This is a genomic window from Rheinheimera pacifica, from assembly GCF_024809855.1.
Lineage (GTDB): Bacteria > Pseudomonadota > Gammaproteobacteria > Enterobacterales > Alteromonadaceae > Alishewanella > Alishewanella pacifica_A.
In genome coordinates this window covers 25,625-52,280 of record NZ_JANUEM010000010.1, presented here as the reverse complement: position 1 = coordinate 52,280, position 26,656 = coordinate 25,625, and the positions used below count along the sequence as shown (strand labels likewise).

Below are 26,656 nucleotides of genomic sequence, written 5' to 3'. Positions count from 1 at the left end.
CTATTTTCAACACAAGCAATGAGAACCAGGATGACAGACTACCGTACCTTTACCACTGACGATGCAATACACTTTGCCGATGAGTACAGCGGCTTGTTTGGCGATCACAGTAAATTAAGCTGTGAAGAATTCGGTGATGGTAATCTGAACCTGGTATTCCGGGTTGAAAATGACAAAGGCACCAGCCTTATTGTGAAACAGGCGCTGCCCTATGCCCGCTGTGTAGGCGAAAGCTGGCCGCTGACTGTAGACCGGGCCCGTATTGAAGCCGAAGTGTTGTTAGAACACCGCAAACTGTGCCCTGATCATACTGTGGAAGTACTGCATTACGACGCTGGTCTTGCCGCAATCCTGATGGAGGATTTAAAAGACTACCGCATTGCGCGTGCTGAGCTGATAGCTGGCAACCAATTTCTACACCTGGCACCACAACTGGCAACCTATCTGGCAAATACACTTTACTACACCAGCGATTTCGCACTCACAGGCCCGAATAAGAAGCAGCAGGTTGGCCAGTTTTTAAACCCGGAACTGTGCCTGATTACCGAGGATTTATTCTTTACCGATCCATACTGCAACCACGAGCGCAATAATATTCACAGTGAAATACGTAACGATGCTCTGCAACTATGGCATGACGAAGCCCTACAAGCCGAAGTAGCGCAGCTAAAAGCCGGTTTTCTGTCTAAGCCCCAGGCGTTACTGCATGGCGATGTGCACACCGGCAGCATTTTTATTAACGATGATAATTGTAAACTGATCGACGCTGAATTTGGTTTTTATGGCCCTATTGGCTTTGATGTTGGTAGCCTGATCGGTAATTTGTTGCTTAACTACCTTGGTCATTTTGGCCTGACACAGGATACCGCCGCACGCCAGCGACATCAGGACTACCTGCTATCACAGGTGCAAACCCTGTGGCAGGAGTTTGAGAAACAGTTTAAACAACTAATGAGCAATGAATGCCGCGAACCCACGCTGCAAAACAGCCTGTATCAGCAACACTTTATACAGCAGGTATTTACCGATACTCTGGGGTATGCCGGGTGTGAGCTGATCCGCCGCACTGTTGGCCTGGCACATGTTGCCGATTTAGACAGTATCAGCGACGATACCCTACGCGGGCAAAGCGAGCGCAAAGCGCTGAAACTGGGCCGCGAACTGATTTTGCAGCGCAACGAGCTTGCCGGTATAGAGCAAGTGCTTACACTGGTACGATACCAGCAAAACTAACCCGCGGAGCCAGCCAGATGACATCGCTTATGCTGCAAAGTGTTAAAAACATCTGGCAACAGGCAGCACACAATGCCTTTACGGATCTTATAGCCTTTAACGGCGCGCTGTGGTGCGTATTTCGCGAAGGCAGCGACCATGTCTCGCCCGATGGTGCTTTTCGCATTTTACAAAGTACCGACGCTGTTCAGTGGCATAGTGTTGCACTTATCAGCATGCCAAACGCCGATTTACGCGATGCAAAATTCAGTGTTAGCCCGGCAGGCTCTCTGTTGCTGTTGGGTGCAGCAGCCTTACATGATAAAACCCGCTGCAGCCATCAGTCATATATCTGGCAATCTGCCGATGGTATTTACTGGCCTGAGCCGCAAGCGGTAGGTGAGCCCAATATCTGGCTATGGCGCATGGCATGGCAGCAAAAGCTGTATGCAATAGGTTATAAGGTGGGCCAGCCCCGTTTTGTCCGGTTGTATAATAGTATGAACCACAAAAGCTTTACTGCCGTTAGTGATATATACAGCGGCAGCTATGCCAACGAAAGCGCACTGTTATTTGAAACCGATGGCACGGCACTGTGCCTTCTGCGCCGTGATCCGGAACATGGCCTGTTTGGCATCAGCCAGCCGCCCTACACCCGTTGGCACTGGCAAGACAGTGGCTGTCGTATTGGTGGCCCGCAGTGCGTACAACTACCCGATGACCGACTGCTGGCCTGTGTGCGTTTATACGATAACAAAGTACGCACCAGTTTATGCTGGATTGACCGGCAAACCGGCAAGCTGAGTGAGGCCCTGGCGCTGCCCTCCGGCGGCGATTGCAGTTACGCCGGTATGGTACTGCAGGGCAATACACTGTATGTCAGTTATTATTCGTCACATGAAACAACCACAGCCATTTATCTGGCTGTGGTTACCGTGCAGGCTGCTAATTAGTACTTAATACTACAACCATAAGGCTTGGTCACAGCCGGGTCGGGTTTTTCACCGGCCAGCACAGCTTTGGCGGCATTGGCAAAGTAAGGCGTTGCTTTGCTGATATCGTCCACTTTGGCCGACGGAATACTGTCAATTCCGCCCATATATTGCAGTACACCGGCTTTATCGATGACATACATATGCGGCGTGGTTTTGGCGTCATAGGCTTTGCCTACCACACCGCTTTCATCAAATACCACAGCCGTAGGTGCTGCATCGCGGCTGGCAGTAAGCTCATCTGCTTTAGCCTGGCTAACGTGGCCCTGCTTGCCCGGTGCCGATGAAATAACAGTAAGCCATACCACATCCTGTGCTGTCAGGTCACCCTGCAGTGTCTGCATATTGCCGCTGTAATGTTTTACGACAAAGGGGCAATCATGGTTAGTCCATTCCAGCACCACATTTTTGCCGGCAAAATCTTTTAAACTATGGCTGTTACCTTTGGTGTCCACTACGATAAAGTCAGGGGCCGGTGCACCCACCTGCGGTGCAGCGCTTAAGCCCAGCGACAATAAAGCTGCCGAGGCAGCCAGTACCAGATGACGTAATTTCATAGTGTTTACTCCTTTATTATACGGGCCTGCAGGGCCTTTAAGGTTGACTACTTAGCTGCGCTAACGTCTGCGGCAAAGTGTCTGGGGTTAAAATCTGTGGCAACACTTGTGGTGGCTGCCCCGGCCAGTACAGCACATACAATGGCACACCATCGCGCTGATACAAGCGTAAGTACTCGGTTATGGCGCTGTCACGCAGTGTCCAGTCGCCTTTTAAGTAAGTAACATCGTACAGCGCCAACGCGGCTTTACTGCTGTCGGTATTAAGCGCCACCCGCTCGTTTACCAGGCAGGTAATGCACCAGTCGGCTGTCATATTAACCAGCACCGGCTTACCCTGCTCCCGCAATTGCTTAAGTGTAGCGGCAGACCACGGCTGCCAGTGCTGCGTAGCGCTGCTTTGCGCCTGCTGTGTTGCCGGTTTGGGCGCCAGTACAGGTAACGCCAGTGCCAGCAATACCAGTAATAACGCTATACCTGCACCAACCCGGCCCGCCTGAGCCAGTTGCTTGCGGCCCCATAACCAGCATGCGCCGGCCACACACACCAGGCCAATTAACAGCAATGCCTGAGCATCAACACCGGCCTGGCGACTATAAACCCACAACAACCAGACAGCGCTTAAATATAACGGATATGCCAGTACCTGCTTTAAGGTGTCCATCCAGGCACCGGGCTTGGGTAAAATGCCGGCAAAGCCCGGTATAAACGCCAGCAGCAAGAACGGCAATGCCATACCCAGCCCCAGGGCAGCAAACACCAACAGTGCCACTGGTGCACTTTGGGTTACCGCATAACCCAAAGCTGAGCCCATAAAAGGAGCCGTGCATGGGCTGGCGACTATTACTGCCAGTACACCGGTAAAAAACGAACCTTTGCTACCTTTAGCCGTGGCAAGTGCGCCGCCGGTATTCATCAGCCCCAGGCCAAACTGCACAACGCCGGATAAACTTAACCCCAGCGCAAACAGCAAATACACCAGCAACGCCACCATATACGGGCTTTGTAACTGAAAACCCCAGCCAATCGCGGCTCCGGCGGCACGCAGCATAATAAGCAGCAGCGCCAGGGCAACAAAACTGAGTACCACACCAGCACTGTAAAATAATGCATCACGCTTTTGCTGTGCCTGTTGTGTGCTGTTGGCGGCAATAGTCAGCGCTTTTAGCGACAGCACCGGAAATACGCACGGCATTAAGTTTAAGATCAGGCCGCCGGCAACTGCCATCAGTAAAATTAACCATAGCGGCGTGCTACTTTGCTGGCCCTGGGTTACCAGAATTTCAGCTGCAGTTTTCCCATTACCTGCCGGTTGTACGCTTTTTGTCAGTTGCACGCTGTAGGCAGTATCTGCACTTACCAATACCAGTTCAATTTGATCAGCCACACCGGAAAAATAGGTATTCAGCGGTTGCTGCAACAACAACTGTGTCCCCTGCTGGCTGATTTGCTGTGCAGCCGCATGATCAACCAACTCTGTTGCAGCCACAAAAAAAGCGCTTATACCTGTCGGCTGCTGCCAGTTAATCAGCGCAGAAAAAGCCCCGCCAGAGGTATCAAACTGGCCGCTGATATTCAGCGGCTGTGGCAGTTGCTGCTCTGCCCGGCGAAATAAAGCGCTTTGCTCATCGGCTAAAATAGCGTCGCTGCCTACGGCTAGTGTCAGGCTAAATTGTGCTTCAGCCGGAATACAGATTTCTTCACATACCAGCCAGTCGGCCTGCAACTGAATAGCGATAGTGTCCAATGCATAATCAGCTGCAATGCTAAGATCTGACAGCAAAACCGTGCTGCCTTCAAAGCCATAATTTACCAACGGCGGTATGGCAATAGCGTGCGGGGTTGGCCATTGAATATCGCCAACTGTTACACCATCGGGTAGTTGCCAGCTTAAACTGGTCGCCAGGCCGGAATCGCCGGGGTTTTGCCAGTAGGTATGCCAATGTTCATCCGGCACAAAACGCAGCGCCAGCCGCACCGTTTGCCCTGGCGTTACCTGCTGATACTCACTGACCAGTTCAGCTTTAAGGTGTTTTGCCGTTTGCCAGCCAGTGGTTGCTGCATGCCCGTTTGTTAGCATACTGCTGATCAGTACACTACAGTAAAACAACAACAAAACTACCCTGCGCATAATGTTCTCTTGCATAGCTCTCTCATATATATCGCTCTCACATAGTGCATCTGTGTATCGATACGAGCCTACACGGCTTTTGCTCAAACTGCCGACAAATTAACCGCCAAACTACGCTAAGTTGAGTATTTTTTGCGACAAAATGCTATATTAAGCCGGTATAAACGCAACAAATGCTGTGGTCACTCCAGCAAAGTGTTCGTTACAACACGCATACAAAACAATCGTAATCCTCAATAAAAGGTTCACCTTAATGAAGCTATTTACTAAGTCGGTATTGTCAGCGGCCATTCAGGCCGGCCTGTTTAGTGCAGCTGTTGGTTTTTCTCCTGTGTTACTGGCACAGGAAAGTGACAAAGACCAAGGCGGCAAACAACAGGAACTGGAAACCATTACTGTTACCGCGCAAAAGCGCAGCCAGAGTATTCAGGAAGTGCCAATCTCTATTGCCACCCTGTCCGGCGAAAAGTTTGACACCATTTTCTCTTCCGGTGATGACATTACCGCGCTGGCCATTAAGGTGCCGGGCCTGTATGCCGAAACCTCTAACGGCCGTGCTGCACCACGTTTTTATATCCGTGGTTTAGGTAATACCGATTTTGACTTAGCTGCATCACAACCGGTATCCATTATTATGGATGACGTGGTGATGGAAAACGTGATTTTAAAAAGCTTCCCGCTGTTTGACGTGCAGCAGGTAGAAGTGATCCGCGGCCCGCAAGGTACACTGTTCGGCCGTAATACGACGGCCGGTATTATTAAATTTGACAGCGTAAAGCCAAGCCAGGATTTTGATGCCTATGTGAAAACCACTGCCGGCACCCTCGGCCAGTTTAACCTCGAAGGAGCGGCCGGTGGCGGTTTAACCGACGAACTCTCTGCCCGTATTTCTTTGTTATCCCAACACCGTAGCAACTGGGTAAGCAACAGCTACACCGGCGAAAGCGACGTTATGGGTGGCTACAATGAGCGCGCCGGCCGGTTGCAGTTTTTATATGAAACAGCCGACTTCGATGCGCTGTTAAATGTACACTCCCGTAACTACGATGGTACCTCCAGCCTGTTTCGCAAAAATATACTGACACCGGGCAGCGACAAGTTAAACGAAAATTACGATCGCGATACTGTGGCTTATGATGCGCCCGGCTACAACCGCCAGAGCTACGACGCCTGGGGTGCTTCACTGAAGTTTGACTTCCGCTTTGATGGCATGACACTTACCAGTATTTCAGCGCTGGAACGTGCAGATGGTGGCGGCATCGGTGATATTGACGGCGGCAACCCCGGTCAGGCCGGTGCTGCTAACCCTGATAACGCAGTAACTGAAGATCAGTTAAAAGATTTAAAGCAGTACACGCAGGAAATACGGCTGGCCAGCGACACAACAGGCCCGTTGAGCTGGCAAGCCGGTGGTTTTTACTTCGATTCAACCTTTGGCGTAAACAGTATTGACGGTTTCTTTGGTGCCACCGAGGTGTTCCACGGCAATACCAGCTGGGCGCTGTTTGGCCAAACCACCTATAAATTTACCGATAAACTGGACGTTACTGCCGGTATCCGTTATACCGACGATGTAAAAACCTTCTCGGTAGGCCAGCAGAACGTTGACGGCTTTGCTCTGGTTATTGGTGCTGCACAAATTCAGCAGTATGACCCGATCAAAGTATCTGACGACCAAATAAGCTGGGAATTAAGCGCCAACTATCGTTTAACCGATAAAACCAGTTTATTTGCCCGCGTAGCTGAAGGCTTTCGCGCCCAGTCTATTCAGGGCCGTGACGTGGCATTTGAAGCACCGCCATCAGTCGCCGATTCAGAAACCATCACCTCCTTTGAAGTGGGTGCTAAATCAGACTTACTGGACAACACCCTGCGTCTGAACGGCGCGGTGTTTTATTACACCATTGACGATATTCAGTTATCTGCCATTGGTGGTGAAACCCAGGGCAACCAGCTGATTAACGCCGACAAAGGTGTAGGCTATGGCTTTGAGGTTGACTTTGATTACCGCGTACTGGCCAACCTGAGCCTAGGCGGTGGTTTTAGCTACAATAAAACTGAACTGAAAGACGACAGTTTAACTGTAGCACCGTGCGGCTCTGGCCTGTGTACCGTGCTGGACCCACGTAACGCGCAGGATTTAGCCTTAATTAACGGTAACCCCTTCCCGCAGGCGCCAGAAACTATTCTGACGTTAAACGCACGCTATGATTTCCCGGTACAGGGTGGTGAGATTTATATTTACGGCGATTATCAGTTACAGGGTAAAACCAACCTGTTTTTGTATGAGTCAGCCGAGTTTAAATCAAACAATAACTACGAAGCCGGTTTACGCATAGCCTATGTTAATTACGACAGTAATTACGAAGTAGGCCTGTTTGGCCGCAATATTACTGATCAGGACAACCTGAAAGGTGCTATCGACTTTAGCAACCTTACAGGGTTTGTTAACGAACCACGAACCTTTGGTGTCGATTTTAAAATCAGCTTTTATTAATTGCTGAGTTAGTACGAATCGACTTGCTCTAAGTCAACCGTTGAAGGCAGGGATGCTGACAAATTCGTCAGGAACGAATTTGAACAGCTCCGCTAGCCCGCAGGGTGAACTTCAGGATGAAGTTCATAGTCGAGCCCCCACGGAAGGGTTTACGGCGCGTTGACGTGGGCAAGCCGGTTCGTACTATTCTTTCTGGCTTGCTTCTGCTTTTAGTCACTCCTTTCCGGCGAAAAAACCTGCGCTTTAACCTGTTCTGATTGCACAAGCGGCAGCATCGTTTTACGCTGAGCATCTTCTGTTACCGCGGAGCATAAAATGCCGGATTTTCGCAGCGATACCGTAACCCAACCCTCCCTTGCCATGAAAGAGCGTATGTTTAACGCGGCTTTAGGCGATGACGTATTTAACGACGACCCCACCACACTGGAACTACAACGTTACGCTGCCGACATGCTTGGCTTTGAAGCCGCACTGTTCGCGCCCAGTGGCACCCAAACTAACCTTATTGCCATGATGAGCCATTGCCAACGTGGTGATGAGGCCATTGTTGGCCAGCAGTGGCATACCTACAAATGGGAAGGCGGTGGTATGGCCGTATTGGGCTCTATTCAGCCGCAACCGCTGGAACTGCAAAACGACGGTACCTTGTTGCTAAGCAATATTACCGCAGCCATAAAACCTGACGATCCGCATTTTGCCCGCACCCGCTTAATTGTTATCGAAAACACCGTTGGCGGTAAGGTATTACCGCTTAGCTATATGCGCAGTGTGGCAACACTGGCAAAAGATAAAGGCCTGGCCTGCCATATAGACGGGGCCCGGTTGATGAATGCCGCTGTAGTGCTGGCACCGCAACATAATGTAACGCCACAACAAATGGCGCGCGAGCTGTGCACGGGGTTTGATTCGGTATCGCTATGTTTATCTAAAGGTTTAGGCTGCCCGGTAGGGTCGTTATTGCTGGGTTCAGCTGATTTTATCGCACGGGCAAAACGGGTGCGCAAAATGCTGGGCGGCGGTATGCGCCAAACCGGCATTCTGGCCGCCGCTGGCCTGTATGCGCTGGAAAACAATATTAACCGGCTGGCAGACGATCACGCCAATTGCCAACGCCTGGCCGATGGCCTGGCCGTATTAGCAGCGCAGCTACCGGCACTGCAGGGCCAACTTCGCGTGTTGCCGGTACAGAGCAATATTTTATTTACCGACATCAGCCTTGAACTGGCAGATCGGTTGCTACCCTATCTGGCAGAGTGCGGCATCAGGCTTACCAGCAGCAATTACCAAAGTACCAACGGTGCTATTAAACGCGTACGCTGGGTGTGCCATTTACAAATAAGCAGCGACGATATTGAACAAACCCTGCAGCATGTTACCGATTTCGCCAGACTGACTTAACCTCCAATCTGAAAGCAAATGCACCTTTTGCCTGTCTGTTACGTAAGCAGTAAAACGTAACAACAGGCAGAGGTAATTATGGCCCGATCCACGTTATTAAAACTCTTTACAGCGTTAATGCTGCTTGGCAGCACCGCACAGGCGCAGGATAGCACTGTACCGGCCACAAACCACAGCGACACTATCGTTGTGGGTGCCGGCTGTTTCTGGGGCGTAGAAAAACGCTTTGAAGCTATGGAAGGCGTAATAGATGCCGTATCCGGCTATGCCGATGGTAATGGCGTACAGCCCACCTACCGCGCCATTACCCAAAAGCGCAACCAGCATAACCCCAACAACCATGCCGAAGTGGTGCAAATTACCTTTAACCCGGCCGTAATCAGCCTGAATACTTTGCTGCAACACTACTTTGAAATGCACGACCCCACGCAGCTAAACCGCCAGGGTAATGATATTGGCACCCAATACCGCTCTGTTATTCTTACCAATAGCCAGGCACAGGCTGACACCGCAACACAGGTGCAAGCCGCGTATCAGTTATTACTGAGCATAGCCGGTTACGGTGCCATTACCACGCAAATAAAACCGCTACGTGAATTTTTCCCGGCCGAGCAGTATCACCAGGACTATATCGCCAAAAACCCCAACGGCTACTGCCCCGATCACTCAACCGGCGTACGTTTTGCCAGCGACAATAACAGCCAAACTGCCGCGATGGATAACAGCGCTTTGCTCAGCGGCAAACACATACTGGTAATAGATTCTGAAAACTATTGCCCGTACTGTGAAAAATTTAAGGCTGAGGTAGCAAACCATTATCAGGGTGATATCCCGCTGCATTTTCGCTATGCTAACGCCGTCAATGGCTTAACGCTAACAACCCCAACCTGGGCTACACCTACTATTATTTTGCTGCAAGATGGCAAAGAAGTATTTGGCCGCCAGGGCTACTTAAGCCCGGACGAGTTTTATTTGTTACTGGGTAAGTTTAAGCTGGGCGACACCGAGGCTTTTGATGTCGCGTTTGATAAAGGCACCGACAACCGCTTTTGCCAGCAATATGAAATTTTTAAAAATACGCCAGATGGTATTTTTACCGATAAGCTAAGCGGCGCGGCTCTGTTCGACACCCGCGACCGTTTTGATTCCGGCACCGGCTGGCTGTCCTTTACCAAAGCAGTAAACGGCGCAGTAATTGAGAAACCGGACAACAGCTACGGCATGCACCGCACGGAAATTCGCGCCAAAGTGTCGGGTATTCATTTGGGCCATGTATTTAACGACGGCCCAAATGGCAGGGCGCGCTATTGCATTAACGCAACGGTATTGGATTTTGTGCCACGCAGCTAATTAAAGCCGGATAGCCTCAGCAGCAGCCACTACCGCCTTAGCTGGCTTATGCCGCAGTGCCAGTGCTAAACCGGTAATAATAATCAACAGCACACCGCCAAGTTGCAGTGTGCTTAAACTTTCGTTAAACAGCCACCAACCGGCCAGAATAACCGTAACCGGCTCCAGATAAGCCAGCGTAGCATAAACACGGGTGGGTAAATGCTGTAGTGCAATGATGGCACAGTAAATAGCAATAAAACCGGGGAAAATACCGGCCAGGGCTATCCAGATAATATCATCCGGCTTGGGTAAGCTTATGCCGGTAAGAAGTGGTAGCACACAACAGGCCCCTATCATCAGCTGGTAAAACGTGCGCTGCAATTGTGAATGCGCAGGCAAAGCGCGGCGGTTTAGTAGTAAAAAACCGCTGTAAGCAAATAGCGACAGCAAGCCAAAAATAAGGCCCGGCAGCTGAGCGGCGTCTAACACCAGATCAAATTTAAATTGCTGCAACATGGCAAAACCAAAAAATGACAGCACAATCAGGCTGCTGTCGGGTAAATCGAGCCTTTCCTGTAGCAACCAGTGGGCAATAAAAGCCGACAAGGGTGGCGCCAGGTACACCAGCATAATGGCATTAGCCAGGCTGATATATTCAATAGCCGTTAAAAAGCTCAGCATAAAACCAGCCAGCAGCACGCCGTTAACCGCCATACGCCAGTCGGGCTTGCCTTTTAGTGCAGCCAGCTTGCCGGTAAACGTAACAAACAGCAATAAACACAAGCCGCCGACAAATAGACGATAAAAAGTCAGCTCTGCTGCAGCTAAGCCACTAAAGCGGGCAATAATACCGCTGCTGGCCATCGCTACTGCTGATACCAACGCGAGAAAAACGTATAAACCCATCGTAACGACAACCTGTTGCTTGGGAGGGATAAGATTTACGGCGTGTCAGTGTGAGTAAATGTTATCCCTGAGCTAAAGAAACCGGCAGATTATGCCGGTTTTTCTGGTAACACACGAGAGTCTCTAGCCTGAATTTCGCATACCGGCGGCAATGCCAGCGATAGTCACCATTAACGCCCGGCTAATCATCGGGTTTACCCGCTCAGGCTGGTGCCGCACGCGGTGCAGCAGTTCAGCTTGCAGAATATGCAGCGGGTCTACATAAGTATTTCGCAGCATGATCGACTCTCTAATCCAGCTTTCTTTTGCCATTAACGTATCACTGTGAATAAGCTTGAGCAGCAACTGGCGATCATCAGCCAGTTGGCTGCGCAGGCTTTGGCCTAAATGCTTCAGATCGTCTGGCACCAGCACTTTGTCATAATAAGCTGCTATTTCACTGTCGGCTTTTAAAAATACCATTTCCAGCATCGACATACGGGTAGCAAAAAACGGCCATTGTTGTTGCATTTCATCCAGCAAAGCGGTTTTATCCTGCTTGGCAGCGTTGGCTAAAGCCCCGCCCGCACCTAGCCAGGCGGGCAACATTAAGCGGTTTTGCGACCAGGCGAAAATCCACGGTATGGCCCGCAGGCTTTCCACACCGCCGCTAGGGTTACGTTTGGCCGGGCGGCTGCCAAGCGGCAATTGGCCCAACTCCTGCTCGGGCGTGGCAGCACGGAAATAGGGCACAAATTCTTTATTATGCCGTACCACACCGCGGTAAACCTCGCAGGAGTCATCTGCCAGTTGCTGCATTAAATCGCGCCAGCTTTGTTTTGGCACCGGTGGCGGCAATAACATACCTTCGAGCACGGCGCTGGCGTACAACGCCAGGCTGCGTTCAGCTAATTTGGGCAGGCCGAACTTAAAGCGAATCATCTCGCCCTGCTCGGTTACCCGCAAGCCTCCGGCCAGTGACCCCGGCGGTTGCGATAAAATAGCGGCATGCGCCGGGCCGCCGCCACGGCCAATAGTACCGCCACGGCCGTGAAACAACGTAAGCTGCACCTTGGCTTGCTGGCAAATAGCAACCAGCGCTTCCTGAGCACTGTACTGCGCCCAGGCTGCAGCGAATACCCCGGCATCTTTGGCTGAATCGGAGTAGCCAATCATCACTTCCTGTTTGCCGTTAATATAACCACGGTACCAGTCGATGCTGAGCAGCTTGCGCATACAATCCGGCGCATTTTGCAAATCGCTTAACGTTTCAAATAATGGCGCTACCGGCATCGGGAAGCTTATACCGGCTTCTTTTAACAGCAGTTGTACTGCCAGCACATCTGACGGTTTACCGGCCATAGAAATAACATAGGTGCTTAGTGCTTCGCTGCCATGGCGGGCAACAATGTCGCAGGTATCCAGCACTTCCTGCACATCAGCTGACGGCTGCCAGCTTTTCGGAAACAACGGCCGCCGATTTGCCAGCTCGGCCAGCAAGAACGCCTGACGGGCGCCTTCATCCCAGGCGGCATAATCCCCCAGCCCCAGGTGCCGGGTTAATTCAGAAAACACCTGTGCATGACGGCCTGCATCCTGGCGGATATCAAGTTTCAGCAGGGTTAAGCCAAAAGCATAAGCACGGCGGATGGTATCAAGCAACCGGCCGTTAGCGATAACCGCCATACCGCAGTCAAGTAATGACTGGTAGCACAGCAGTAACGGCTCAAGTAATTGCTGATTGTGCCAGATTAAATCCTGCGGCCGCTGTAAACGGTCATGTTTTAATGCTTCGGTTAACCAGTCACGGCTGTGCAGTAAACCAGCCCGCAGTTTATTCAGGATATAACGATAAGGCTCACTGGCCTCGCCTGCAGCTTCGCGCAGTGCCGGGTTAGCCTGGTACATAGACAGCTCACTACCAAGCATATCCAGATCTTTAGCGAATAAGTCTGCCGCTTTCCAGCGGCTGAGCAACAGCACCTGCCGGGTAACTTTTGCGGTAACAAAAGGGTTACCGTCACGATCTCCGCCCATCCAGGACGAGAATTTTACCGGTGCTGCATCCAGTGCCAAACCTTTGCCGGTGGCATCGACTAATTTGGTATCCAGTTCACGCAAAAAGTCCGGTATGGCCTGCCACAATGAACTTTCAATCACGGCAAAGCCTGATTTGGCTTCATCTACCGGCGTTGGCCGCTGCTCGCGAATTTCATTAGTGTGCCAGGCCTGGGCAATCAGCTCACTTAAACGCAGTTCTACTTTTTGCTGCTGCGCTGTGCTTAATTCTTGCTCCAGCTGCGTTAAACAGGCGGCGATTTCGGTAAGTTTATGAATAAGGGTACGGCGCGATACTTCGGTCGGGTGTGCAGTAAGCACCAGTTCTATTGATAAGCTGGCTACGGCCTGCTCAACTTTGGCCTGGTCCAGCTGCTTTTGCTGCAGCAGGCTGAACAACTCATCCAGTGGCTCTGGCTTTTCAATGCTGGCATGGCCAATACGGCTGACAGTATAGTGTTGCTCGGCCAGGTTAGCTAAATTTAAAAACTGCGCAAAAGCCCGCGCAACCGGCAATAGCTCGTCATCAGTTAGGCTGCGTAGTACCTGTTTAAGTTTATCTGCCTGCGTTTCATCGCCCTGGCGCGCTGCCTTAGATAATAACCGGATCTGCTCTACCCGCTCCAGTACAGCCTCGCCCAGCTGACCACGAATAGTGTCGCCCAGCTTTGTTCCCAGTAAGCCAACATTGGCTTTCAGTGCTGCGTAATGATCCATTCTCGTTGCCTCTGTTACCCATGTTGCACCACCCTAGCGCGTTATGTTCAGGTACTCAACAATGATTGATTACAAAATGGGCTACGAAATTGGTAATACCAAATAACCACAAAGTTAAAAACAAAAAACCCGCCATCACGGCGGGTTCAGTATTACAACAAAACTTAGAACTTGTACGTTACGCCACCGTAGATCTGACGACCGATAGTGTCGAATACTTCCGGCACGGTGCCACCATCGCTGCCGTTGGCAACGCGTGATGGCTCTTCGTCGGTCAGGTTTTTCACACCCAGCGACACACTCAGGCCATCAGTAATAAAGTAGCTGGCAGCAATATTGTGATACAGCACGGCATCAATACGTGAACCGTCGGCTAAGTACTCTGTTTTACCGATATAACGGTTAAAGTAAGTTACGCTCCAGTCACCCTGGCCTGCCTGAATGCTGAAGTTATTACGCAGTTCAGCATAGCCACCGAAGTTACCATCGATAGTATTGGTGTAATCCAGACCATCTTGCTTAAACTTCAGTAACCAGGTGGTGTCGTTATTGATATTCCAGGTTAAGCCTAAACCTTCAAAACGATAGGCAATGTTTACGTCTATACCGCTGGTATCCTGATCACCTACGTTGGTTAACGGGTTAGTGAAGTTAGATAAATCGCCCTGTGGCGTAATCTTAAAGGTTTCACAGGCAGTAACGTCACCGGCAAAACAGTTATTTAAACCGGCTTGTGCATCTAAACGCGTAATAGCGTTTGATACTTTAAAGCGCCAGTAATCTACTGTCATTGACAGGCCTTCAATTTGCGCAGGTGATAACACCACACCGGCAGTGAAAGATTCTGACTCTTCCGGTTCAATGTTAGCATCTGAGGTGTAGTTCACCAGAATTTGCGGGTCTTGCTCGTTGCCCCATGGGTCGTCCAGGTAATCATAAGAACCTGTGTTACCACCAAACAGCTCGCTAACGTTCGGTGCGCGGAAACCGGTAGCGGCTACACCACGGAACATAATTTCGTCAGACAGTTCATAGGTTAAACCTACTTTCCAGGTGCTGGCTTTACCGAAAGTAGAATAATCATCAAAACGCAGCGCAAATTCACCGGTTAGTTTTTCAGTGAACGGTACACTCACTTCCTGATAAAACGACACAACATCGTAGCTGCCATTGGTAGGATCTTGCTGAGCCGCAGTACCTTCACCAGCCACAATTACCGGGTCTGGGTTGTAGTAGCCGCTGTCACGGCGGTACTCCGCACCAACAGCAAAACCCACAGCACCAGCGCTTAAATCAAATAAATCGCCGCTTAATACACCGGCAACGATATGCTGTTTATTACCGCCGTTGGCCTGCTCCAGATAACCAATTTCGTCAACAATTGCCGGCGTTAATGGCGCACCGCTAAACCAGGCAGCCTGATTAGCATAAACAGAATCAGCCATATTTACAGCGTTAATTGAATTGGCTACTGAGGTGTCGGCTTTGTTCTTACCAAAGGTGTAAGATACATCCCAGTTCATACCGGTATGTACGTCAAGCGTACCGGCTAAACCGGCAGATAAACGCAACGTGTCAGTGTCTTGCTCATATACGCGTGGGCCAACATCATTAGTACGGCGGCGGTAATTAATACGGCCGGTTTCGTCTGCTGCCAGGCCACCTGCAGTCATCGCGGGTGTCAGTGTAATACATTGCACCAGATCAGCACCCGGCGCACCGCATACATCCAGCATAATATCGCCTGGCTGAGGAGCTAGTTGCTGGTCTGATTTACGTTTGGTATACAGCGCATCGGCAGTAAACACCAGGTCGTTCCCCAGCTCTTGCGTAGCGTTAGCAAACAAGCTGTAACGCTTGCTTGGTGTTTGATACCAGCTGTCTTGAGTAAAATCATAGCCGGTGCTGCGATCTACCCACTGGCCCTGGGCATTCTGCACTTTGCCACCTAAAGTACCGGTAGGAATAAATGAACTGCTACCTGCTTCAGTCCAGTCGCGATCTGCCTGAATAACACCTTTACGATCTGAATACGCCGCACCAAAGGTATAGTTACCACGGTCAGTGCTAAAACCATATAACGCACTTAGCTCGCCGGTTTCGCCGTCGCCTTTGTCTGTGCTGCTGCCGTTTAAATCTACCTGAAAGCCTTCAAAATCTTTTTTGGTAATAATATTTACCACACCGGCAATGGCATCAGAACCATATACCGCAGAAGCGCCGTCTTTTAAAATTTCAACCCGGGCGATCATCGCAACCGGAATTGAGTTTAAGTCTACTGCGCTATCAGCGCCTGAACCTGAGTTAACCATACGGCGGCCGTTCAGCAATACCAGCGTGCGCTGTGAGCCCATACCGCGTAAGTCTACCTGAGCAACACCGTCAGCACCGTTGTTGGTGGTTGAACCTACTGCAGCGCCCGCCATAGAGGTTTGCGCCTGTAATAATTGGTCAACCGACGTAAAACCTTCCATACGGATAGCCGCAGCATCAATTACCGTAACAGGTGATGCCGTTTCCATATCCTGACGCTGAATGCGCGAACCGGTTACTTCAATACGTTCAACCTTGGCAGTTTCTTCCTGCGCTACGGCAGCAGAGCTAAAGCCTACGGCAGATACTGGCGCAGCCAGCAAAGCAAAGCGTACTGCTTTGCCAATGATAGATTTTTGCATGTTATTCCCCCTGGAAGCCTTCGCTGAGGCTACCGTTGTTATAAGTGGTGGTTTTTCCGGCGCTGACGCTACTGCGCTTTTGTTGCCAATACCAGCACAAATACGCGGCAGTCATGCATTAAGGGTTAAGCGGAGGGTAAGCAGTATTTTGCGGTATAAACTGTATTTATTTGTGCAAGCCAGTAAAAAGGCTTCCGCAGGGAAGCCTTTGTTTTGAACATTAAAACCACAGCTGATTAGAAGCTGTAATTAACGCCTACGGTTAACCGGCGGCCTAACGAGTCGTAGTAACCATTGCTGTTGTTAAAGGCAAATGGTGACGTTGGCGGTACACGGTCAAACATATTCAACACACCCAGCCTTAGCTGTAAATCGTCAGTCACATTGTAGCGACTGGTTAAGTCGAACTGCGTGTATGAAGCAATGTCGTTGTAATTGTTTTGGCTCGGTGTCCACTCTCTGTCATTAACGGTACTGCTGCGGTGCGTTACTGTTAATACTGCAGAGAAATCTCCGTAATTGTAGCTCGTGGTAAAGCGATGACGCCAACGCGGACGGCCTTGCTCACCGGTAGACACGACTAAATCTTCTGCCACACCGGTGGAATTGAATTCACGCTTTTCCAGATAGGTGCTGATTAAACGGAAATCCACTTTACCAATGGATGAATCAAAGCCATAAGCAGCTTCAATATCAACACCAGAGGTTCTGCTGCTGGCCGAGTTGATTGGCGATTCAAAGTAATTGTCTATTTCAAATGTATCAGTATTACGCTCTATCAAATCGCAATACAGGTTATTAATGCTATCTCCCTGGTGGCAGTAACGCACTACGTCCGGCCCGGTAAAACTTTGGATCATGTCATTAATATCAAACTTCCAGTAGTCGACAGTGATACTTAAGCCATCAATATAGGACGGTGTGTAAACAAAACCAACGGTGATATCATGTGCCGTTTCGTTAAATAAGTTCTCATTACCGCGAATGTAACCAGAGTTATTTGATTGCTTCCAGGTATCTGACGGTTCCCAGTCTGTTGGAATGCCCAGCGCCGCACAATTAGCAACAATATTGGCTTTGTAAGTGGCATTAGCGGTAGCAATCTCGCTGGCTGCACATGGATCTCTGAACGCGCGGAAGGTTTGGCCTGGTGGCGCATACAGTTCGCTGATGTTTGGCGCACGTACTGATTTTGATTTGCCGACACGAACACGCAAGTCATCATTTACTGCCCAGTTTAAACCTAGTTTCCAAGCGTTGTCGGAACCAGATGTGGAGTAGTCCATGTAGCGAATGGCCGCATCTAAAGTCAGTTGATCAACCAGATACACGCCTTCGACTAATGGTACCGAGAACTCAGCAGAGATTTCAGCAACGTTAAAATCACCATCCAACGGCTCTGAGCGGTTACCAAACAACTCGCCTGCACGCATTGCCGGGTCAGGTAAGGTTGAAGCACGCTCGTCACGATATTCAGCGGTAAATGCTGCTGACATATAACCTGCTGGCAGTTCAATAATGTCACCGCTTACTGAAGCACCAACCACAGTTTGACCAATCGAAGAACGGCGTGACGCATCAGTAGAGATGGCAGCATAAGCCTCTTCGCTATATAAACCTTGGCCAAAGATATTCAATGGCGTGCAACCGGCTTTCGCGCCGACTACATCACCCTTTTTGTAATTAACTGTTTCACCGTCAATTTCGCGGCTAAAGTCAAAAGCAGCACGATCAGCACATACGATATTGCCGTTCAGATTTACAGCATCAATTGCATCGTAAAAGCGCTGCTCATATAACTCACCATACCAGGTAGAATCGGCTTGTACACGTGCAGTAGTAAGGTAAGCGTCGTAACTCCATGAATCGTTAATAGCACCCTCAAAACCTACGGCCACACGTGCCAGAGTGCGATCCTGATCGTATACCCGGTTACCAAAATCTGCCGCAAGATAGTTAAAGTTAACACTCTTATTGTCGGTTGAGTTGATCAGATCACGGGCATCCTGCGGTAAAAACGCATTTTCTCCCGAAACAGAAAACGCCAGAAACGCCGGAGAGCTTTCACCGTAGGCACGGGTGCGGGAGAAGTTAACATCGACCGTCATACTATGGTCTTGGTTAAACTCATAATTAGCAACGGTAGCAAAATTTAAGCGCTTTAATGGCGTTCTCAGGTAAGTATGCGAAATGCTATCATAGCCGTCACCGTCACGGCCTAAATAGTTGTTTTGGTTGGTCGTTCCCGGAATGCCCGCAGGAGGCAGCTCACCTTCAGCAAACGGCTTCAGATTACCGTCTTTATCAAAAGTATAGCGCTGGCCGGCAACTGCAAAGTTACCAGTCTTACTCCAGTTACGGATTGAGGTAGTACCGGTGCGCCAAACAACGCGACCAGGTAATACATCATCACCGGTGTAACCGACTAACGCCGGGTTAGCAATGGTAATTGGCCCGTTTAACATAAAGTCGCGCTGATCGCCGCGTAACTGATGCTGTCGACTAATGTTTACGTTAGTAATGAAGCTGGCTTTGCCCACGTCAGAGCCAAAAGTGAAAGACGCGAACTCTTCTTCGCCACCGCTTTGTTCAGTTCTCACAGTAGAAATATCAACTTCAACACCGTCAAAACTTTTTTTGGTAATAATGTTTACTACACCCGCAATAGCGTCAGAACCATAGATAGCTGATGCACCGCCGGTTGTAATTTCCATACGCTCAATCATCGAGGTAGGAATGTTGTTTAGGTCTACTGCACTGGAGCCCGGAGCACCGGCAATAAAGCGACGGCCATTAACCAATACCAAAGTACGGTTGCTACCTAGCCCACGTAAATCAGTGTTATTTAAGCCACTGGCGAAAATAGTATTGTTGGTAGTTTCCGGCGCTAAACCTACAGAAGTGCCAGGTAACTTGTGCAGTAAGTCTGCAACGTTAGTTACACCTGACTCCACTATAGTCTGTCCGGTAATAACGGTTACTGGCGTTGGCGCCAGCTCACCAATCCGCTTAATGCGCGAACCGGTTACTTCGATACGTTCAACCTTTTGTGCTTCCAACTCAGCAGCGGCAGTCCCCGGAGTTGCGCATAATAGCAGCGGCGAAGTCATTAGGGTAATGCGCACAGCGTGTGTCAGTTTATTCGTTCTCATTTTGTCCCTCTGAATGCCTGTAAAACAGCATTTACGTAATTTATTGTTATTAATACGGAACTTTTTCAGTTCCTTGTTGACGCTAGCCTCACCAAGTACCCAAATCAACCACAATGACACAATGGCGAGCTTTTTAGTGACGGAAGGGGTTATTCACGAAACAAGAAAATGTTTTGTGTAAAAGTGTTAACTGCCATGCGATGAAACACCGTTTTTGTACTGCCAATACAGTGCAACCATCGGCATTGTTTTGCTACACTGCGCGCCCTTTAAGCCCCATGGGACAGGGAACTGACGCTTATCAACTTGGTCAGAGCTGTTCCACGCCGTTAATTTTCCCGAGTCGGATATGAAACTAAGCTGTTTAATAGTGGACGACGAACCTTTAGCCAGGGCTGGCATAAGACACCTTTTAAGTCAGCAGCAGCAATTTGAAGTTGCTGCTGAAGCAGACAACGGCACCGATGCTTTGCGCCTGGCAGAGCTGCATCAGCCGGATATTATTTTTCTGGATATACAAATGCCGGGGCTGGATGGCCTGAATGTGTTTAAACAACTGGCGAATAAACCAGCCGTTATTTTTTGCAGCGCCTATGCCGAGCACGCCGTTACCGCCTTTGATCTAAGTGCCGTGGACTACCTGCTTAAACCCTTTAGTGCCGAGCGGTTTCAGCAGGCATTGTTTAAAGCCTGTGGCAAAATTATTGATACGCTGGGCCGTAGTAGTGAAAAAGCGGAACAAAGCAACAATTACATAGATCGTATAACGATACGTGATCCGGGCAGGTTGCGTATTGTTGAAGTTGACGATATCAGTTGGATTGAAAGCGCCGGTAACTATGTCGACATTCATGTGTATTCACAGCAAAAAAGCTACCTGCTGCGCGATACTATGGCCGCGATACAAAGCAAACTTGATCCGGCTGTTTTCGCCCGTATTCACCGCTCATCTATCGTGCGCAAAAGCGATATTATCGAATTACGCCCCGGCGATAAGGGCGATGCCGAAGTCGTGTTAAAGTGTGGTACTTTGCTTACCATGTCCCGCCGCCACCGGGCAGCGCTGGCCGAACTGTTTGGTCAGATAGCCTGACAGTTTTACATCTGGCAAAGAGTAAAACCTTGCTATACTGCCGGCAACACAGATTAGGGTAAGTACAATGACTACAGAGCAGCATACAACCGCACCAGCCAGACAGAAAAAATCTGGCTTTCTTAGCAATTTATTAATTAACGTTGTGATCCCGGCGGTAGTGTTAAGCCGCCTGAGCGGTGAAGATGCCTTGGGCCCGGTATGGGCAGTAGTCGTGGCGCTGGCTTTTCCATTGCTGTTTGGTATGTGGGAGTTAAAGCAAGCCGGCAAGGTTAACTTTTTTTCAGTGTTGGGTATTGTCAGCGTATTACTGACCGGAGGCATTAGTTTACTGCAGCTCGACCCCTCTTATATTGCCATTAAAGAAGCACTGATCCCCGGTTTAATTGGCATTATTGTGCTGGTAAGCCAATACACACCCTATCCTTTAGTGAAGAAACTGCTGATTAACCCCGAGCTGCTGGATACCGACAAGCTGCAGCAGGCTTTAGCCGCGCAGAATAACAGTGCAGAGTTTGACCGGCGTATGGCACGGGCGGGTTATATTGTTGCGGCATCGTTCTTTATGTCTTCTGCGCTGAATTATGTGCTGGCCAAAGCCATAGTGGTAAGTCAGCCCGGCACCACTGCTTATGCTGAAGAGCTGGGCCGGATGACGTGGCTTAGCTACCCGGTAATAGTGGTGCCCAGCATGATTATGCTGCTGGGCTCCATCTGGTATATTTTCCGGCAAATTGGTAAATTAACCGGCCAGTCGCTGGAAGATTTTATTCTGCAGTAGGCGCTTTTAACTGCGACCGCAGCGCGATCAGTTCCTGTTGTAACTGCTGCATCTGTAACAGCAGTTGCTGCTGGGTCGCTTTATCGGCATCGTGTTCAGCCTGATGTTCTTCGTCGTGCATGCTTTGTACTGCATTAACAATTACCGCGATAAACAAATTAAGCATGGTAAAAGTAGCAATAAGAATAAAGGGCACAAAAAACAGCCAGGCATAAGGGAATTGCTCCATCACAGGCCGAGCAATCCCCATCGACCAACTTTCGAGTGTCATTATCTGAAACAGCGTATAAAGTGATGCCCCTAAACTGCCAAACCAGTCTGGGAACGTTTCACCAAACAGCTTGGTAACCATAACTGCCGCTACGTAGTACACCAGCCCCAGCACCATAGCAATTGACAACATGCCATTGAGTGATTGCACCAAAGCGCCGACAATTTTGCGCATCGACGGCACAAAAGTTAACACCCTCAGTACCCGTAGCACACGCAGCGCCCGCAATACCGAAAACGGCCCGCTGGCAGGCAGCAACGCAATAGACACCACAATAAAGTCGAACAGGCTCCAGGCATCTTTAAAAAAGGCCAGCCGGTGCACATACAACCGCAACGCAATTTCCAGCACAAAAATGCCCAGAATGGCTTTATCCAGCAGGTAAATTACCGGTCCGGCTACAGCCATTACACCCGGCATGGTTTCCAGCCCCAGTGTGGCAGCGTTGATCAGGATCAATGCCAGCAACAACCGCTGCACGGTATTGTTTTCAATAAAATGCCTACACCGCTGGCGTACCGACGGCACTGTTGTTACAACTTCGCTACTCATGCTGCACCTCAAATTTAATCGCTGCGCCATTGTATGTCAGTCAATCAACAGATCAATTACCCAATAGCCTGTATCAGCAGAAAAACTTGTCTGATAAATTTATTACATGCCAAAAATTACTTTTAATTTACCTTTTATGATCAAGGCGTTGGTTATATCACTGTAAAAAAATTCTGATATCCGCCGCAGCTTCCAGATATGGAATAGCCAGTATTAACCCCCTGTTGCAGGCTTAACACGCACTGGCGATAACTGCGGTGCTACAAAAACAAATCAACAGAGGATAAGGCAAATGCAATATGGCAAATTAATACGCTTGTCGGCACTGACTACAGCGCTGGCATTCAGTGCCCTGGCACAGGCAAATAACCTGGCAATTACCGGCCCCGGAGCCGGGGCTGATGGCTCCAGCAAAGCCAGTGGCAGTAGCTACGGCGATGTAAAAGACGCCAACCTGCAAACTTACTGGCAACCGTCAGCTAATAACGGCCAAAGAGTGTCGGTTAAGTGGAGCAGCGCTATCAGCGCTAATCAGGTAATACTGCGTGAGCAGGGTAGCAATGTAACCAGCTGGCGGCTGGTAAATAATGACAACGGCGCAGTATTGGCTACCGGTACCAGTATTGGCAGCAACAGAACGGTTAACTTCAGCACTGTAAGCACGAAAAAACTCAATCTGGAAATACTGACCGCCAGCGGTGCGCCGCGCATTGCTGAGTTTGAAGTATACCTGAATACCAATGGCGGCAACCCGCCAAATCCAACTGACCCTACTGACCCGGAACCAGGCCCGGTAACTTCTTGTGCCGCTTCACCACAGGGCTATGCCTCGCTTAACGGTGGCACAACCGGCGGCAGTGGCAGCAACGCGGTAACGGTAACAGTAAGCACCGGCGCCCAAATAGTATCGGCGCTACAAAACCGGGATTTAAACCGGCCGCTCACAATCCGGGTTAATGGCACTATCACACCGGGCAATTCCGGCGGTGTCAGCAAGTTTGATATTAAAGATATGGATAATGTCAGCATTATCGGTGTAGGCAACAATGCGTTGTTCGACGGCATCGGTATTAAAATCTGGCGGGCCAATAACGTTATTATCCGTAACCTTACAATGCGTTATGTTAACACCGGTGATAAAGACGCCATTACCATTGAAGGCCCGGCGCGTAATATCTGGATTGACCACAACGAAATCTATAACAGCCTGAATGTGGGTAAGGATTTTTACGACGAGCTTATAAGCGGTAAAAAAGACGTAGATAACGTCACTATATCCTACAACTACCTGCACGACAGCTGGAAAACCTCATTATGGGGCAGCAGTGATTCCGACAACTACAATCGCCGTATTACCTTTCACCATAACCACTGGCATAAGGTAAATTCACGCCTGCCGTTGTTCCGTTTTGGCCAGGGCCATATTTACAATAACTATTACAACGACATTCAGGACACCGGCATTAACAGCCGCATGGGCGCGGTAATTCGTATTGAAAACAATGTGTTTGAAAACGCGAAAAACCCGATAGTGTCGTTTTATTCCAGCGGTTACGGCTACTGGGACACCCGCGGTAATAGCTTTAGCAATATTACCTGGCAGGAATACCCCAGCGACGGCATTATCGCCGGGCCAAATGTACAACCAACAGCCGTGCTAAACCTGTCCTACAGCTTTAACCTGTTGCCCACCAACCAGGTAAAAGCCCATGTACTGGCCAACGCCGGCGTTAACAAATGTAGTTTCTAACCAAAGCAGCAGGCGGCAGTGCCGCCTGCTCATCACCACTCACACCCGAGCAGCTAAAATCCAGTTGATTAATGAGATGTTGTTGGCTAGCTTGATTTTATTTACAATAAGATAAAAGGAAACATTCATTGCATGAAAGCGTAGAAGCTCCAAACTATTAAGCTGTTAGGCTATTAAAATGAGTTGGACTCAATCTGGATTTGACGGATTACTTAAAGCAATGAGCCCGAATGAAGGTGGTAAGGCGGATGCGCTTGATCGTTGTATATGGACAGTTCTTACTTCTTCGGCTGATGATCTTGAGCCTTACATTGCACTTTAGTATGGCTCAGGTTGCGAAACTAACCCAAGCTCCCGAAGGTCAGCACCTTGTCGGGAGTCATTAGGTCTATGTGATATAGTAGATGGCATGGAGTTTCAGACAATCCCAACTATGTGGATTTTCGATGAAGATAAAGCCAAAGAGTTTTACCTTGGCTTTCTTGGCTTGAAGCTGTAATGGGAACATCGATTTGAAGATGGCTCCCCTATTTACATGCAAGTTTCACTTGGTAATTTTGTTTTGCACTTAAGCGAACATTCTGGTGATTGTATTCCAGGCGGTAAGGTTTTGTGAACGTCAGCGATCTTGATAAGATCGCTGCTCATATCACTTCTAAGCCATATAAATACAATAAACCCAGCATCGAAGATACGCCCTAGGGCGATCATTGCTTTACCGTGACGGCCCCATTTTCAAACAGGATATTGTTCAACGAATCTGCAGACAAATAAATCAAATTTTATCGCCAGCAAAAAGTGCTGGCTGCGCTCTTAACTGCCGTTGCGCGAAATTTGCGTAAAAACACTATTTGGGAGAAATTGCGTGAAAAATAAGTCAGAAAGGGAATTTAATGCCTTCTCACATGGCGTAGCAATGTTTTTAACATTTATTGCTGCTGGACTTACAAAAAGTATGCTGGAAGCAAGTTTTCCAATTTTGGAAGAGTTTTCAACACTAAAAGAGCTAGTGCTGCATCTGGTTCTTTTTATGACCCTCTTTCATTTTATATATAAATTCACAAATTGGCTTTACTCCGCCCCAAGGAAAGAGGATAACTAACAAATAGCTATTGCCGCTCACAGCCTCCGTTGGAGCTCCAACAAGAAGCCTCCTTTACTTCGTTAGGTATCGCAGCCTACGTATTTTTGGGTAAGAAACAATGTGGTAATCCTGCAACTGTCAGCTTAACGTTCAAACTATTCAGCGCCTTGAGAGTAGTCACAAAGGATGTAATTCAAGTCGTTTTGCAGTATTAAGCCGAGGGGATGATGCTTTTTTCTGGCCGCGTTAGCGGCCAGTTTTTGGTGCAAGCACTATCTCAGCTTGCCTGATTAAACCGGCTAAACGCTGCTTCCAAATCTGCCAGTAAATCTTCTACGTCTTCCAGGCCGATATGCAGGCGGATTAACGGCCCGCTGTATGGCCAGGTGGTGGCGCTGCGCAGGTTTTGCACTTTCATCGTGGCGGTAATTAAGCTTTCATAACCGCCCCAGGAAAAACCCATTTTAAAATGCGCCATACCTTCAACAAAGGCTTCTACCTGCTGCTGGCTACCCTGTTTTAACACAAACGAAAACAGGCCGTTGCTGCCGCTAAAATCACGCTGAAAAAGACTGTTGCCCGGGTGTGTGGGCAGTGCCGGGTGCAGTACGGTTTCAACCTCCGGCCTTTGCGCCAGCCAGTTGGCTACTTTAAGCGCACTTTGCCCGTGCTGCTTTAACCGCACCGACAAGGTGCGCAATCCGCGTAGTGCGGTGTAGGCGTCGTCGGCTGAGGCGCAGTAACCCATTAAATAGCTGTGTTCACGCAGTTGCAGCCAGTGTTTTTCATTGGCACTGGCGGTGCCCAGCATCACATCAGAATGGCCAACAATATATTTGGTGGCCGACTGCACAGAGATATCCACCCCCAACTCAAATGGTTTGCATAAAATGGGCGAGGCCCAGGTATTATCTAAAATAGTCACGATATTGTGCTGGCGCGCCACAGCGGTAATGGCCGGAATATCCTGCATTTCAAAGGTTAGCGAGCCTGGCGATTCGAGAAAAATCACTCTGGTATTGGGTTTAATTAAGCTACTAATCGCCGCACCTATTTGCGGATCGTAATAGGTTATGTCAATTCCCAGCCCGGCCAGCAGCTTGTCACACAGGCTACGTGTTGGCTCGTAGGCGCTGTCGACCATTAACAGGTGATCGCCATTTTTTAAAAAAGCCAGTAAGGCTCCGCTAATGGCTGCAGCCCCACATGGATACAGTGCACAACCGGCGCCGCCTTCCAGCTCGCAGATGGCTTCTTGCAAGGCAAAATGGGTGTCGGTGCCACGGCGGCCATAAAACGGCACCCGGTTACCACGGTTTTGCGTGGCGTGTTTTAACTGTGCAAAGGTATCAAACACTATAGTGGAGGCCCGCACCACTGGCGGGTTTACTACGCTGCCGGTATAGCTTTTGCTGCGGCCGGCATGAATAAGCCGGGTATCTTTTTTCATTTTTCTGCCCTTGTCAGTAAACCATTTCAATTTAAGCCGGGTATAAAGACTTCTGGATGTCTGCAATAT

The 26,656-nt window shown here is 49.4% G+C and carries 17 protein-coding genes and 1 pseudogene; 10 read left to right on the top strand and 8 right to left on the bottom strand.

The features are described 5' to 3' along the window. The first annotated feature begins 30 nt into the window (after window positions 1–30). Complete coding sequence (gene mtnK, locus M2404_RS13355; RefSeq protein ID WP_259240249.1) at window positions 31–1,233, top strand: S-methyl-5-thioribose kinase; 1,203 nt, start codon at window positions 31–33, stop codon at window positions 1,231–1,233. A 17-nt stretch (window positions 1,234–1,250) separates the two neighbouring features. Then, complete coding sequence (locus M2404_RS13350) at window positions 1,251–2,165, top strand: exo-alpha-sialidase (protein ID WP_259240248.1); 915 nt, start codon at window positions 1,251–1,253, stop codon at window positions 2,163–2,165. Here M2404_RS13350 and M2404_RS13345 read toward each other — a convergent pair. Further along, entirely contained in the window at window positions 2,162–2,761 is a 600-nt protein-coding gene (locus tag M2404_RS13345) for a redoxin domain-containing protein (RefSeq protein WP_259240247.1), read from the bottom strand. The genes M2404_RS13350 and M2404_RS13345 overlap by 4 nt on opposite strands. Before the next feature lie 37 nt (window positions 2,762–2,798). Beyond that, complete coding sequence (locus M2404_RS13340) at window positions 2,799–4,892, bottom strand: protein-disulfide reductase DsbD family protein (protein ID WP_259240246.1); 2,094 nt, start codon at window positions 4,890–4,892, stop codon at window positions 2,799–2,801. Between the two features lie 253 nt (window positions 4,893–5,145). On the opposite strand from M2404_RS13340, the gene M2404_RS13335 reads away from it, so the two are divergent. The 3 genes from M2404_RS13335 to msrA all read left to right on the top strand — a co-directional run bounded on the left by M2404_RS13335 (window position 5,146) and on the right by msrA (window position 10,137). Next, window positions 5,146–7,389 carry a TonB-dependent receptor gene (locus M2404_RS13335; protein ID WP_259240245.1) on the top strand — a complete coding sequence of 748 codons (2,244 nt, stop codon included), beginning with the start codon at window positions 5,146–5,148 and terminating at the stop codon, window positions 7,387–7,389. Window positions 7,390–7,704: 315 nt separating this feature from the next. Beyond that, complete coding sequence (gene ltaE / locus M2404_RS13330) at window positions 7,705–8,787, top strand: low-specificity L-threonine aldolase (RefSeq protein ID WP_259240244.1); 1,083 nt, start codon at window positions 7,705–7,707, stop codon at window positions 8,785–8,787. A 78-nt stretch (window positions 8,788–8,865) separates the two neighbouring features. After that, on the top strand, window positions 8,866–10,137 hold the full coding sequence (gene msrA / locus M2404_RS13325; RefSeq protein WP_259240243.1) for a peptide-methionine (S)-S-oxide reductase MsrA: 1,272 nt from the start codon (window positions 8,866–8,868) through the stop codon (window positions 10,135–10,137). On the opposite strand, the gene M2404_RS13320 is transcribed toward msrA, so the two are convergent. The 4 genes from M2404_RS13320 to M2404_RS13305 all read right to left on the bottom strand — a co-directional run bounded on the left by M2404_RS13320 (window position 10,138) and on the right by M2404_RS13305 (window position 19,606). Beyond that, complete coding sequence (locus tag M2404_RS13320) at window positions 10,138–11,025, bottom strand: DMT family transporter (protein ID WP_259240242.1); 888 nt, start codon at window positions 11,023–11,025, stop codon at window positions 10,138–10,140. It lies immediately after the preceding gene. Window positions 11,026–11,148: 123 nt separating this feature from the next. Beyond that, window positions 11,149–13,779: a phosphoenolpyruvate carboxylase gene (ppc, locus tag M2404_RS13315; protein ID WP_259240241.1), complete on the bottom strand. Its 2,631-nt coding sequence runs from the start codon at window positions 13,777–13,779 to the stop codon at window positions 11,149–11,151. Window positions 13,780–13,943: 164 nt separating this feature from the next. After that, the gene (locus M2404_RS13310; RefSeq protein WP_259240240.1) at window positions 13,944–16,454 is read right to left on the bottom strand and encodes a TonB-dependent receptor plug domain-containing protein; all 2,511 of its coding nucleotides are present in this window, start codon (window positions 16,452–16,454) and stop codon (window positions 13,944–13,946) included. A gap of 236 nt (window positions 16,455–16,690) precedes the next feature. After that, window positions 16,691–19,606 (bottom strand): TonB-dependent receptor plug domain-containing protein, encoded by a 2,916-nt coding sequence (locus M2404_RS13305; RefSeq protein ID WP_259240239.1) that lies wholly within the window; start codon window positions 19,604–19,606, stop codon window positions 16,691–16,693. Between the two features lie 349 nt (window positions 19,607–19,955). Here M2404_RS13305 and M2404_RS13300 point away from each other — a divergent pair, with 349 nt between their 5' ends. Both M2404_RS13300 and M2404_RS13295 read left to right on the top strand, forming a co-directional pair. Beyond that, complete coding sequence (locus tag M2404_RS13300) at window positions 19,956–20,699, top strand: LytR/AlgR family response regulator transcription factor (protein ID WP_259240238.1); 744 nt, start codon at window positions 19,956–19,958, stop codon at window positions 20,697–20,699. Window positions 20,700–20,766: 67 nt separating this feature from the next. Next, window positions 20,767–21,480 (top strand): VC0807 family protein, encoded by a 714-nt coding sequence (locus M2404_RS13295; RefSeq protein ID WP_259240237.1) that lies wholly within the window; start codon window positions 20,767–20,769, stop codon window positions 21,478–21,480. Here M2404_RS13295 and M2404_RS13290 read toward each other — a convergent pair. Further along, on the bottom strand, window positions 21,467–22,303 hold the full coding sequence (locus M2404_RS13290) for an ion transporter (protein WP_259240236.1): 837 nt from the start codon (window positions 22,301–22,303) through the stop codon (window positions 21,467–21,469). The two genes, M2404_RS13295 and M2404_RS13290, sit on opposite strands and share 14 nt — an antisense overlap. A gap of 292 nt (window positions 22,304–22,595) precedes the next feature. Here M2404_RS13290 and M2404_RS13285 point away from each other — a divergent pair, with 292 nt between their 5' ends. The 3 genes and pseudogenes from M2404_RS13285 (at window position 22,596) to M2404_RS13275 (ending at window position 25,155) form a co-directional block, all read left to right on the top strand. Then, window positions 22,596–24,053, top strand: a complete 1,458-nt coding sequence (locus tag M2404_RS13285; RefSeq protein ID WP_259240235.1) for a pectate lyase family protein — start codon at window positions 22,596–22,598, stop codon at window positions 24,051–24,053. A gap of 409 nt (window positions 24,054–24,462) precedes the next feature. Further along, window positions 24,463–24,669, top strand: a pseudogene (locus tag M2404_RS13280) (glyoxalase superfamily protein). A gap of 249 nt (window positions 24,670–24,918) precedes the next feature. Beyond that, the gene (locus M2404_RS13275) at window positions 24,919–25,155 is read left to right on the top strand and encodes a hypothetical protein (protein ID WP_259240234.1); all 237 of its coding nucleotides are present in this window, start codon (window positions 24,919–24,921) and stop codon (window positions 25,153–25,155) included. Between the two features lie 259 nt (window positions 25,156–25,414). Here the strand turns inward: M2404_RS13275 and M2404_RS13270 are convergent, their stop codons facing one another. Continuing rightward, on the bottom strand, window positions 25,415–26,587 hold the full coding sequence (locus M2404_RS13270; RefSeq protein ID WP_259240233.1) for a cystathionine beta-lyase: 1,173 nt from the start codon (window positions 26,585–26,587) through the stop codon (window positions 25,415–25,417). Window positions 26,588–26,656: the final 69 nt, after the last annotated feature.